The sequence below is a fragment of the Gordonia sp. CPCC 206044 genome (genome assembly GCF_048537895.1).
Lineage (GTDB): Bacteria > Actinomycetota > Actinomycetes > Mycobacteriales > Mycobacteriaceae > Gordonia.
In genome coordinates, this window is sequence record NZ_JBCLVL010000001.1 from 542,329 (window position 1) to 554,524 (window position 12,196).

The 12,196-nt window shown below is 66.6% G+C and carries 11 protein-coding genes and 1 pseudogene; 9 read left to right on the forward strand and 3 right to left on the reverse strand.

What is annotated here, in order from left to right:
• The first annotated feature begins 120 nt into the window (after positions 1 to 120).
• From AAFP35_RS02400 to AAFP35_RS02425, 6 genes and pseudogenes are all read left to right on the forward strand, one after another.
• Positions 121 to 1,359 carry a Gfo/Idh/MocA family protein gene (locus AAFP35_RS02400; protein WP_419219917.1) on the forward strand — a complete coding sequence of 413 codons (1,239 nt, stop codon included), beginning with the start codon at positions 121 to 123 and terminating at the stop codon, positions 1,357 to 1,359.
• 61 nt (positions 1,360 to 1,420) lie between these two features.
• Positions 1,421 to 2,418 (forward strand): annotated as a pseudogene (locus AAFP35_RS02405) (sugar phosphate isomerase/epimerase family protein).
• A 158-nt stretch (positions 2,419 to 2,576) separates the two neighbouring features.
• Complete coding sequence (locus AAFP35_RS02410; protein WP_419219918.1) at positions 2,577 to 4,244, forward strand: long-chain-fatty-acid--CoA ligase; 1,668 nt, start codon at positions 2,577 to 2,579, stop codon at positions 4,242 to 4,244.
• On the forward strand, positions 4,241 to 4,711 hold the full coding sequence (locus AAFP35_RS02415; protein WP_419219920.1) for a MaoC/PaaZ C-terminal domain-containing protein: 471 nt from the start codon (positions 4,241 to 4,243) through the stop codon (positions 4,709 to 4,711). Before AAFP35_RS02410 ends, AAFP35_RS02415 begins: the two co-directional genes overlap by 4 nt.
• A gap of 97 nt (positions 4,712 to 4,808) precedes the next feature.
• On the forward strand, positions 4,809 to 5,909 hold the full coding sequence (locus AAFP35_RS02420) for an enoyl-CoA hydratase/isomerase family protein (protein ID WP_419219921.1): 1,101 nt from the start codon (positions 4,809 to 4,811) through the stop codon (positions 5,907 to 5,909).
• Positions 5,902 to 6,678 (forward strand): enoyl-CoA hydratase, encoded by a 777-nt coding sequence (locus tag AAFP35_RS02425; protein WP_419219922.1) that lies wholly within the window; start codon positions 5,902 to 5,904, stop codon positions 6,676 to 6,678. Before AAFP35_RS02420 ends, AAFP35_RS02425 begins: the two co-directional genes overlap by 8 nt.
• 211 nt (positions 6,679 to 6,889) lie before the next feature.
• Here AAFP35_RS02425 and AAFP35_RS02430 read toward each other — a convergent pair whose 3' ends face one another.
• The 3 genes from AAFP35_RS02430 to AAFP35_RS02440 all read right to left on the reverse strand — a co-directional run bounded on the left by AAFP35_RS02430 (position 6,890) and on the right by AAFP35_RS02440 (position 9,743).
• Positions 6,890 to 7,816 (reverse strand): vWA domain-containing protein, encoded by a 927-nt coding sequence (locus AAFP35_RS02430; RefSeq protein WP_419219969.1) that lies wholly within the window; start codon positions 7,814 to 7,816, stop codon positions 6,890 to 6,892.
• A gap of 63 nt (positions 7,817 to 7,879) precedes the next feature.
• Entirely contained in the window at positions 7,880 to 8,815 is a 936-nt protein-coding gene (locus AAFP35_RS02435; protein WP_419219970.1) for an AAA family ATPase, read from the reverse strand.
• 100 nt (positions 8,816 to 8,915) lie between these two features.
• The gene (locus tag AAFP35_RS02440) at positions 8,916 to 9,743 is read right to left on the reverse strand and encodes a mycofactocin-coupled SDR family oxidoreductase (RefSeq protein ID WP_419219923.1); all 828 of its coding nucleotides are present in this window, start codon (positions 9,741 to 9,743) and stop codon (positions 8,916 to 8,918) included.
• A gap of 126 nt (positions 9,744 to 9,869) precedes the next feature.
• On the opposite strand from AAFP35_RS02440, the gene AAFP35_RS02445 reads away from it, so the two are divergent.
• The 3 genes from AAFP35_RS02445 (at position 9,870) to AAFP35_RS02455 (ending at position 12,195) form a co-directional block, all read left to right on the forward strand.
• Positions 9,870 to 10,502 carry a TetR family transcriptional regulator gene (locus AAFP35_RS02445; RefSeq protein WP_419219924.1) on the forward strand — a complete coding sequence of 211 codons (633 nt, stop codon included), beginning with the start codon at positions 9,870 to 9,872 and terminating at the stop codon, positions 10,500 to 10,502.
• A gap of 220 nt (positions 10,503 to 10,722) precedes the next feature.
• Positions 10,723 to 11,736: an alpha/beta hydrolase gene (locus tag AAFP35_RS02450; protein WP_419219925.1), complete on the forward strand. Its 1,014-nt coding sequence runs from the start codon at positions 10,723 to 10,725 to the stop codon at positions 11,734 to 11,736.
• Positions 11,737 to 11,802: 66 nt separating this feature from the next.
• On the forward strand, positions 11,803 to 12,195 hold the full coding sequence (locus AAFP35_RS02455; RefSeq protein ID WP_419219926.1) for a pyridoxamine 5'-phosphate oxidase family protein: 393 nt from the start codon (positions 11,803 to 11,805) through the stop codon (positions 12,193 to 12,195).
• The last annotated feature ends 1 nt before the right edge of the window (position 12,196 follow it).

Sequence of the window (12,196 nt, forward strand, 5' to 3'; positions counted from 1 at the left end):
CAGGCCCTTGTGACGCGGCCCATAGTACCGGAACTAGACCGGTTTAGTAGACCGGACTAGTTCACACGGAACCGCTGGGGCGACGACACCGGCGGCACAATGGCAAAGGAGCTGGTCTCGATGGCCAACACATCTCTCGGCGTCGCCGTCATCGGCGGTGGGATGGCCGGACGCGCGCATGCTGCCGGCTATCGGATGGCGACCACCCTGTTCGGCACCGACCGGCCGGATGTGCGACTGGTGGCGATCGCGGACGCCAACGCCGCGGTCGCCGACGACACCGCGAAGCGATACGGCTACGAGCGGGCGGAGTACGACTGGCGGGCGATCGCGGCCGCCGACGACATCGACGTGGTGAGTGTGGTGGTCGCCAATCACCTACATCGCGAGATGGTCGAGGGGTTGCTCGCCGCAGGCAAGCATGTCCTGTGCGAGAAACCGTTGGCCGCATCGCGGGCCGACGCCGAGGCCATGGTCGAGGCGGCGGCCGCGGCCGACACCGTCACGGCGGTCGGCTACACCTACCGCCGTTCCCCCGCGGTCGAGCAGATCCGCCGCGAACTCGCGGCGGGCACGATCGGCGACCTGGTCCACTTCAACGGTCACTACTGGTGCGACTACGCCCTCGACCCGGGTTCGCCGATCACCTGGCGCTACCGCGGCGGTCCCGGAACGGGCGCACTCGCCGACGTCGGCAGCCATCTCGTCGACCTCGCGGAGTTCATCTGCGGTCCGATCGCCGAGATCTCCGGCGCCCGGTTCCACACGGTGATCACCGAGCGCCCCGTCCCGATCGGCACCACCTACGGACACACGAGAGCGGCCGTCTCCGACGAGATGGCGCCGGTCGAGAACGAGGACGTGGCCACCTTCACCGCGACATTCGCCGGCGGGGCCGCCGCCACCTTCTCCGCCTCTCGGGTCGCGCACGGCCTGGCCGATGGACTGGGCTTCGAGATGTTCGGGACAAGTGGTTCTGCCGCATGGGAACTGGCGCGCATCGCGGAGTTCCAGATCGCGACCGAACTCGCGCCCGTCGACGTGCCAACGGCCGGTTCGGCCCCGGAGGAGCACCGGCCGGGAGTCGTGTCACGACGGGCGGTCAACGGTCCGCGCCGTGTGACCATCGGACCCGAGCATCCCTACATCCGCGGCGGCCTCCCGATGGACGCAGGCGGAGTCGGGCACGGCAAGGCCGAACTGTTCGCCTACCAGGCGCGTGCCTTCCTCGATCAGGTCGCCGGCATCGACGAACTCGGCCCGCTGCCCGGCTTCGACGTCGGCGTGCACAGCATGCGGGTCGTCGAGGCCATCACCGAATCGGCCAGGGGTGGCGGCGCAACGGTCAAGGTCGTGTGACCGCACCTTCCCGATCGCCCCTGCGGCAACGAAAACCATTGAACGACAAGGATATGAACTCATGAAACTCGGCGTCTACACCGCGATCCTGCACTCGGTACCCCTGCGCGAGGCCCTCGAGGTCATCGGCTCCCTCGGCCTCACCGGTGCCGAGATCAATGCGGGCGGATTCCTCGGCACCCCGCATCTGCCGGTCGCCGACCTGCTCTCCGGCGAGGTCAGCGCGCGGGACTACCTCGCGACCTTCGACGGCACCGGCGTGCAGATCGCCGGACTCAACTGCAATGGCAATCCGTTGCACCCAGATCCCGAGGTCGGCCCCGACGACGCCGACGACCTGCGCAACGCGATCAGAGTCGCGGGACTGCTCGGCGTCGATCGCGTGGTCACCATGTCCGGTCTGCCCCAGGCTCATCCGGGTGGCCGGTGGCCTGCCTGGCATGTGAACACCTGGGACTCGGGATATCTCGACTCGCTCGACTACCAATGGGACGAGGTCGCCATCCCGTTCTGGACCGAGATCGACGCCCTGGCGCGGGACAACGACGTGAAGGTCGCCATCGAGATGCACCCGCAGAACCTCGTGTTCAACCCGCCGACGCTGAAACGGCTCGTCGACAAGGTCGGCGCCACCAACGTCGGCGCGGAGATGGACCCGTCTCACCTGTTCTGGCAGGGCATCGACCCGATCGCCGCGATCGAGTGGCTCGGGCCGCTCGTCCTGCACGCGGCGGCCAAGGACACCCGGATCAACGACAGCTGCCGAATCCACGGCGTCCTCGACGAGCGGTTCACTCGGATTCCACTGTCGGAGAACCCGACCGGACTCGGTGGCAAGCATGTCGTGAACCGTTGGCCGATGACTCCGCATGGGATTTCGTCGCCGTCGGACGCGGTCACGACGTGGACTTCTGGACACGATTCCTGCGGGCGCTGGAGAAGGTCGATCCCGACATGGCGGTCAACATCGAGCACGAGGACGTGGAGTTCGGTCCGCTCGAAGGTCTGCGGGTTGCCGCGGAGACGCTCAAGGCCGCCGACTCGGCAGTCCTCGTCTGACCACGACGCGATCGCGCGATGCGCTGACGCTGCGCCGCCTCGACCTGCGCACATCGTGGCTGATCGAGGCGGCGGAGAGGGGGCGTGGCGTGGTGCTATACATACTGGAAGGCGTCGTACCCCAGGTGTGACCGCTCGACGCCGGGAAGGTATGTGTCATGGGATCGCAGATCGTGCAGGGGTTGCCGTCGACGCACGGGGACCGCTACCAGCTGAACACGACCACCATCATCCGGCACGCGGCGCGCACCTACCCCGAGCGCGAGATCGTCTATCGCGCGGCGAACGGGGAGTGGGAACGCTACTCCTACGCGGATGCGTACGACCGGGTGGGGCGCGCCGCAGGCGCACTGCGGGCCATCGGGGTCGGGCCTGCCGATGTCGTCGGTGTCCTCGACTGGAACAGCAAGCGCCACTTCGAACTCTATTGGGCGATACCAGGTGTCGCGGCGGCCATGTTGCAGATGAACCTGCGCTTGGGGACCGAGGATCTCGGTTATGTCGTGGCCCATTCGCGAGCGTCGGTCATCCTGGTCGACGAAACGCTGATCCCGGTCGCGGAAGCATTGGCGCCGAACGTATCCGATGACATCACGTGGGTGATCATGACCGACCGGCCGCTGTCGGCGATCGCCACCACGCTGCCCGACGTGCGGCACTGGGAAGACCTCGTCGCCGCGGCCCAGCCGGTGACGCAATGGCCGGTGATCGACGAGAACTCCACCTACAGTGCGTGTTACACAACCGGTACCACCGGCCGGCCGAAGGGGGTCTACTACTCCCATCGCGGCATCGTCTTGCACACGATGATGCAGGTCGGGCAGCTCGGCATGAACAGCGACGACGCGGTCATGCCCATCACGCCGATGTTCCACGCGCAGACCTGGGGGCTCGTGCAGTCGGCCATCTACAGCAATGCCAAGCTCGTCTTGCCCGGCCGCTACAGCGCCGAGGACACGGCGATGCTCGTCGACGCGATGATCGACGAGCAGGTCACGGTCGCCAACGGTGCGCCGGCGATCTTCGCGCCGATGATGGATTACATCAAGACATTGGCCGCGCCCCCGGATTTCTCCCGTGCGCGGCTGCTGTCCGGGGCAAGCGAACCACCGCTGTCGTTGATGCGTGACTTCGACGAGCTCACCGGTGCCGACATCATCCACGCGTACGGGGCCACCGAGACCACTCCCATGGTCACCATCAACGGTGCGCTCAAACCTTCTCTGCGCGCATCGTTCTCGGAGGACCAGAAGTGGGACCTGAAACGTAGTCAGGGACTGCCCATCACCGGGATCGACATCCGCGTCGTCGACGCCGAGGACAACGACGTTCCGCGCGACGGGGTCAGCCAGGGGGAGGTGCTGCTGCGCGGACCGTGGATCACCGAGCGCTACCACGACCTCGACGACGATGCCGACAAGTTCGTCGACGGTTACTGGCGCAGCGGCGATGTCGGACGGATCGACGAACACGGATATCTCAAGCTGACCGATCGCATCAAGGATGTGGTCAAGAGCGGCGGAGAGTGGATCTCGTCCATCGACATGGAGAACGCACTGGTGGCGCATCCGAAGATCCGTGAGGTCGCGGTCATCGGCGTCACCCACCCGAAGTGGCAGGAGCGGCCGGTCGCGCTCGTCGTCACGGTCGACGGGTCGCACCTGCCGCTCGACGATGTCACCGCTGTGCTGACCGGAAAGTTCGCGAAATGGCAGCTCCCCGACACGGTGCTGTTCCTCGACGAACTACCCCGCACCAGCGTGGGCAAACTCGACAAGAAACGCATGCGTACCGAGTACGGCGATCTCTACCAGGAGGACAGATGACCGAGTGCCACGACCTGACCGCCACCGGAGTCGTCCACGGTGACGACCTCGTCGTCGGGCTCGAGTATCACCTCGGCAGCCACACCATCTCCGAAGACGAGCTCGTCGACTTCGCCACCGAGTGGGATCCGCAGAGTTTCCACATCGACGCCGACGCCGCTGCCGGCGGTGCCTTCGGGGGCCTGATCGCGAGCGGTATCCACACCATCGCGGTGTACCAGCGATTGTCGGTGCACGCGCAGTTCGACCGCTGGGCGGTGATCGCGGGTCGCCGCCTGACCGACGTCCGTTTCCTGTCGCCGGTACGTCCGGGCGACACGCTGACCGGCGTGAACGTCATCGACGGTCTGTCGTCCGACGACCGCAACCGCACCCTGGTCACGATGTCCTCGAGGGTCACCAATCAGAACGGTGAGGCCGTCCTCTCCCTCGTGGTCGAGGTCCTGGTACGCAGTCGCGCCCTCTGAGGTGGCCCGCCGGAGCGATCGGCACCACCGCTGTACTCCATTACTAGGATATGCAAGTATCTGTGTGGAGATTCCCGGAGGACGAGGAGCTGCAGGCATGGTGGACGAACCGTCGGTGCTGTCCGCGGTCGAGGGTGGCGTCGCGACACTGACGCTGAACCGGCCGAAATCGATCAACGCACTCGACCATCCGATGGTCACCGCGATGGATGAGTTGTTGCGTGGCTGGGCGACAGACGCGACGATCGCGGCGGTCGTCCTGGAGGGCGCGGGAGAGCGGGGACTGTGCGCCGGTGGCGACATCATCGCGATCCACCGCGACGCCGCCTCGCTCAGCGGCGACCAGGCCGCCGGTGACGCGCAGGCCGCGGCCTGTCCGTCAGCCGTGTTCTGGCGCGACGAGTACCGGCTCAACGCCGACATCGCCGGCTATCCGAAGCCGTACGTCGCGATCATGGACGGCATCGTCATGGGTGGTGGCGTCGGTATCTCGGCCCACGCCAACACCCGGATCGTCACCGACCGCACCCGGCTTGCCATGCCCGAGGTCGGAATCGGTTTCGTGCCCGACGTCGGCGGCACTCATCTGCTGGCCCGGGTGCCCGACGGTCTCGGTACCTATGCCGCGCTGAGCGCGGGCTCGTTGTCCGGCGCCGACGCCATCGCGATGGGACTCGCCGATCATTTCGTGCCCGCCGACGATCTCGACGCGTTTCGCCGGACGATCGGCGAGCGTTCGCTCGACGACGCCATCGCCGCATTCGCACAGCAGCCACCGGCGTCGGTGCTGGCCGGCGAGCGCGACTGGATCCGCGACGTGTTCGCCGCGGAGTCGGTGGTCGAGATCATCGAGGGCTGCCGTGCGGTAGGTACCGAGTTCGCGACCAAGACCGCGGCCACCATCGAGGCAAAGAGCCCCACGGCCCTGGCCGTCACGCTGCGATCGCTGCGCGACGTGCGACCCACGCTGGCGCAGACCCTGACCCGTGAGTACCGGGTGTCGTTGCGCAGCCTGCTCCATCCCGACATGGCCGAGGGGATCCGTGCCCAGGTCGTCGACAAAGACCGCAATCCCTCGTGGCAGCCCGCCCAGCACTCGGCGGTGTCCGCGGCCACCGTCGAGGGCTTCTTCGACGCATTGCCGGACGGGCTCGAGCTGGCCATCGACGTTGCACAACAGGAGGATTCCAGTGTCTGACCACGAAACGATCATCGTCGCGACCGAGGGGCGCGTCGGCATCATCACGCTGAACCGGCCCAAGGCGCTCAACGCACTGAACACCACGCTGATGACCGAGGTCGTCGCCGCGGCAACCGCATTCGATCGCGATCGGAAGATCGGTGCGATCGTCATCACCGGATCGGACCGTGCATTCGCGGCGGGCGCCGACATCAAGGAGATGTCGTCGAAGTCCTACAGTGACGTGGTCTCCGAGCAATTCTTCGGAGCCTGGGACGATCTCTCGAGACTGCGGACACCGATCGTCGCATCGGTCACCGGCTACGCACTGGGCGGCGGATGTGAGTTGGCGATGCTCTGCGACATCATCATCGCCGGCGACAACGCGGTCTTCGGACAACCGGAGATCAACCTCGGGGTGATTCCCGGAATCGGTGGCTCGCAACGCCTCACGCGGGCCGTCGGCAAGGCGAAGGCGATGGACATGGTCCTCACCGGTCGACAGATGAAGGTCGACGAGGCAGACCGGCTCGGTCTGGTGTCGCGAGTGGTGCCCGCCGACGAGGCGCTCGCCACCGCCAAGGATGTCGCCGCCACGATCGCGGCCAAGTCCTTCATCGCCGCGTCGCTGGCCAAAGACGCCGTCAACCGTGCCTTCGAAACCGGTCTCGCCGAGGGCGTCCGCGCCGAACGCGCGCTCTTCTACTCCACTTTTGCCACCGACGACCAGACCGAGGGTATGGCCGCATTCGTGGAGAAGCGCGACCCGACGTTCACTCACCGCTGACAGCAACCCATTTCCCGCCGACAGCAACCGGTATCCCGCCGACAGCAACCACCAAGTCGCCGACAGCAACCGATATCCCGGCGACAGCAACCGGTTTCGCGCCGGCAGCAACCGGTTTCGCGCCGGCAGCAACCTCTTGGGGTCCACAGACGTCCGGGCAACGGTTGCTGTCGGCGGAACTCCGGGTGCTCTCGGCGGCTGGAATGCGACGCTACGACGCGAAGATCCGTCGTAGCGCCGGTGCGACACCATGGTGATCGACGATGGGGATGCACCGTCCATGGCCGACGTCGGCAAGGTCGCGGCCCAGGTCGGCGTCGTGCTCTCCGGACGTGTCCAGCAGGACGTCGAGGCGAGGCAGCGTCGAGGCCATCGTGCGTGGGTCGGGACCCGCGTTGTGCACACAGTCGCTGAGCAACAGCACACGTGCGTCGGCGCGCGGCGCGCCACGCAGTTCGTCGGCCGCGGTGGACAGTGCGAACGCCACGTTGGTCAGCCCCTGGGCGGGCAGGGTGAGGAGTTGGTCGACAACCCGATCGGGGACGACCGGTTCACCGAGCGGGGAGATCAACGCGGCATCGGACCAGAACGCGATGACACCGACGCTGTCCCGCGACAACTCGCCGACGAGGGCGCCGACCGTCGCGGCCGCCGTCCGTACCTGTTCGCCCCTGGCCGACCCGGAGATGTCCACGACGATCATCACCGACCGATGCCGACGGACCCGCTGGCGGACGAGGATGTCGTCGTCGGTGGGTAACGGGTTGGCGGCCACCGCCTCGAGGGTGGCGTCGAGGTCGATCTCGTCGGAGTCGCCCCGCCATCGTCGGGTCACCAGCGTCCCGGTCGCCGATCGTGGTGCCCGACTGGTATGCAGTACCTGCGCCAACGCCAGTTTCCGGGCGATCTGACGGGCCCGCACACGGGCCTGCTCATCGACCGCGACTCGGTCGTCCGTCCGGTCGAGGTCACCGGCCTCGTCGGTGATCGCCGTGGTGCCCGAACCGCGATGGTGCGGGGGCCGCCGGGGGTCTCGTCCCCGATCGCCGGCCACCACCATCCCCGACCCGCCCGCGGATGCGACGAGCAGATCAGGTTCCTCGTCGAGCTGTTTCGGTTTGCGCCGCAAAGGTTTCAGGGTTCGAGGGCCGGAGGGCCGCGCCGAGGGGCGGGTGAGCGGCGAGTCGGCCTCGACCTCTCTTCAACCCGGTTCGGCCGCTGCGGGGCGCAGCAGGAAGTGGTCCTGCCAGATCTCGGTGAGAATGCCCTCCGCGGTGGTGAACGCTGTGTCGTCGAGATGAATACGGCCCGAGAGTGCCACGAGCATCGCGTCGAGGAAGGCCGACGTGTAGTCGGTGGGCAGATCGCGCGGCGGGTCCACGACGTCGGTCGCGGGCACCTCGACACCCCGCATCGCGCACAGCTGGGTGCCGACCATGGCGAGGTCGATCGCACCTCGAACACTGCTGCCCTGCCGGATGTCGTCACGACGTCGCGTCATCCTCGTGACCGCCACCGCGTCGGCCGCCATCCTGGGCGTCACCGGGTGTGCTCGGCGCGAGACGATCTCCCGTTCGGCGGCCGCATCCTGATAGTCGACGACCAGGCGGCACATGCGGTCGTGAACAGAGGTCGACAGGCGTGTGGTGCCGACGTTGTCGTACGGGTTCATCGATGCGACCACGCGAAAACTCGGGTGAGCGGCCACGACACCCACCCGTGGCACGGTGACGACGCGCTCGGCCATCGCGGTCAGCAGGGTGTCGATGGTGTCCTCGGGTGCCCGGTTGAATTCTTCCACGTAAAGGAAGCCGCCGGAACGCATGGCCTCCAGCAGCGGGCCGTCGACGAAGTTGTCGGCGCTGTAGTCCTCGCGCAGCACCCGGGACGGATTGTGGTGTCCGACAAGGCGGCTCGGCGTCAGGTCGGCATTGCCCTCGACGAGGACCAGCGGGATTCCCCACTCGGCGGTGATTGCGCGGAGCACCGTGCTCTTCGACGTCCCCGGAGGTCCCTCCAGGATCAGGTCACGACCGGCGGCCACCGTGGCGAACACCAGGTCGAGTTCGCGCTCGCGACCCACGACCTGCATCGCGATGCGACGACGGAGCGCGGCCAGATCGTCGGATGTGTCCATCCGGTCGGCGGCCTCGGTGTGATCGACGGTCGGTACGGCGGTGCCGTCGAGAAGTCCCATGTGTGTTCCTTTGCGTCGGGGAGCGGTGCGGGAGAAGTGACTACAGGCGTCCGCCGGCATCGACGACATGTGTCGTCCCGGTAACGTACCGTCCGTCGTCGGAGACCAGATAGAGAACCGCATGGGAGATGTCGATCGGCTCCACCATCGCGACCGGCAGACGGTTCATCTCGATGGCGGCTTCCTCGAAGTCGGCGCGCGTGGGGTTGTCCAGATCCGGTCGGAAGAGCTTGTAGGTGGCGTCGTTGAGGATCATGTCGGTGGCCACGGTGGTCGGATGCACGGTGTTGACCCGGATGTTCTGTGGTCCGAGTTCCTTTGCGAGTACTCGCATCAGGCCGATCAACCCGTGTTTGGCCGCCGAATAGTGGGCGATGTTCTCATTGACGGTGATTGCCGCCAACGAACTGGTCAGGACCACCGACCCTCCTCGACCGCCCTCGACGACGAAGGGAACCGCCGCCCGAACCGTCTTCCACACGCCGGTGAGGTTGATGTCGATCATCGTCTGCCAGGTCTGCTCGTCCATCTCGATCGTCGGCGCCATCGTGCTGATACCGGCGTTGGCAAGCACGATGTCGATACGGCCGAGTGCCGCGAAACCGTCGGCCGCGGCCTTCTGAAGGCCGGCGAGATCTCGGACATCGACCTCCGACGCGATGATGCGGCGGTCGAGTGCCTCCACCTGCTCGATGGTCTGCTCCATGTCGCCGGGGCGCGCGGTGTCGTAGGGCACCGTCGCGACTTGGTCGGTGACGTCGACGGCGATGATGTCGGCGCCCTCTTGTGCCAGCCGCAACGCATGACTGCGTCCCTGCCCGCGTGCGGCTCCGGTGATGAAGGCGACCTTGCCCTCGAGCTTGCCCATGGTGTGACAACTCCTCAGGTCCCGACCCTGTGATCCACGTCTCAACGGCGACGATATGTCACGGTGTGTCATAAATCCAGACCCGAATCGTGCGGTCTCCGGTGTGGGTCGTGCGACCATGAGCGCATGCGCGAGGGGAGTCGGACCGACGTGGAGTCGGCAGAAGCGGACCGCGGTGGTCGTCCGGCGAGCACCAGTGCCCGAGCACTTGCCGCGGCCGCTCAACGTCTGTTCCTCCGCGACGGTTTCGACCAGACGAGCGTCGAGGACATCGCCGCGGCGGTCGGCGTGAGCCGACGCACGTTCTTCCGGTACTTCGCCACCAAGGCCGACGTCGTCTGGGTGGAGTCCGATGCCGAGCTCGCGCATTTCCGACGGATGCTCGCCGACGCGCCGGTGTCGAGTGAACCGGCGCGCGTGGTCGCCGATGCCTTCATCTCGGCGATCGATCATGGCCGTGACGAGGACGAATGGGCCCGGCAGCGGGCCCACCTGATCGTCTATGCGCCTGCCGTGCAGGCACAGGCGAGTGTGGTTTTCCGACGCTGGCGGATGGCGATCGCGGAGTTCGTCGGGCAGCGGACCGGTGACCGGGCCGACGGCGCGCACCCGGTCGCCTTCGCACATGCGGCGATGGCGGCTTCCACCGCCGGACATGAATTGTGGCTGGCCGATCCGGAGCGGGACCTCGGCGAGTGTCTGCGCACCGCGTTCGACCTCATCCTGCCCCGCGTGGGTCGACCCGACACCGACGTCTGACGGCGCGCGCCGCACCGTCGAAACCGCGCCGGTCGTCGGCTCCGCGGCACCGGTTTCCGACTCGACCGCACGTCACAACTGCCTAACAAGCAGGCCGCTCGACTTGGGGTCGACAGGCTCACTGGATACGATTTGTGAAAATTGGTTATTAAAGTGATCAAAGGGGCAAATGGTGCGTGCGCGGATGGGGCGTCGATGCTGGGCGTGGTTCGGAGCCGGTATGGCTGCCATGCTGGCCGTCGGTGCGGGATCGTCAGCGGCGTTGGCTGCACCGCAACCGGATCCGGCGGTCTCGCGGATCGACACCGTCATCCAGGACACGAAGCAACAGGTCACCGCAGTGGTGTACTCGGCATCGATGCGCCGCATGATCCCGCTGAACATCCTGCGGCCACGCGACACCAGCAAACCGCGGCCGACGTTCTATCTGCTCAACGGCGCCGGCGGTGGCGAGGACTCGGCCACGTGGGCGGCCAAGACCGACTACGTGAAGTTCTTTGCCGACAAGAACGTGAACGTGGTGACGCCGATCGGCGGTGCGTTCTCGTACTACACGGATTGGGCCGCAGACGATCCGGTGCTGGGGCGTAACAAATGGACGACCTTTCTCACCAAAGAACTCCCGCCGCTGATCGACAAGGAGTTCAACACCACCAAGGTGAACGCGATCGCAGGCATCTCGATGGCCGGCACCTCGGTCCTCAACCTCGCCATCGCGGCGCCGCGGCTCTACCGCTCGGTGGCCGCCTACAGTGGATGTGCGCGCACGAGTGATCCGTTGGGGCAGGCCTATATTCGCATGGTCGTCGCAGACCGGGGGCAAGGCGATCTGAACAACATGTGGGGCCCGGTCGGGGGTGCGGGGTGGCGCGCCAACGATCCCTACATCAACGCCCCGAAACTGCGTGGGACCAAGGTCTACATGACCTCGGGGACCGGTCTGCCCGGCCCGTACGATCAGATGAACGCGCGGCTGGTGGAGGGAAATCCGCTCACCCTGGCCAACCAGGTGGTCCTCGGGGGCGCGATCGAGGCCGCGGTGAACGCGTGCACCCGGGACATGGCCGCGCGGATGCGGAGTCTGCGTGTGCCGATGAAGCTCATCGATCGTCCGACCGGTACGCACTCGTGGGAGTACTGGGAATCAGACCTGCGACGCACCTGGCCGATGATCGCCGGCGATCTCGCCGACCGGGCGCCCGCCCGACCGTCGGCTGCTCCCGCGGGCCGCTGAACGGACTTCTGTAGTTCCTTACCGTAGATCTTTCGGGAAGTCGGTTCCCTGTCCTATGGTGAGTGCATGATCTCCAAAGTTCCGTCGGGATATGAGGACCTCCTGGAAAGGCCCATCGTCGGAGTGCTCGGGACCGTCAGTCCGGATGGTTCCCCGAGCCTGTCGCCGATGCGCTTCAAGTGGGACGGTGCCCATCTGCGCATGAGTCACACCATCCCGCGCAAGAAGTTCGTGAGCTTGCAGGCGAATCCCAACTACGCCTTCATGATCACCGATCCGGAAGCCCCGTCACGAGCGCTCGAGGTGCGTGGTTGGCTGGTGACGGTCGAGGAGGACAACGAAGGGTCGTTCTTCGTCGAACTCGGCAATCGATACGGAGTGGCCGACACGCAGCCGCCGGCCGACGTCGCTGATCGGGTCGTCATGATCCTCGACGCCACTCGGTTCACGGTGAGGTGAC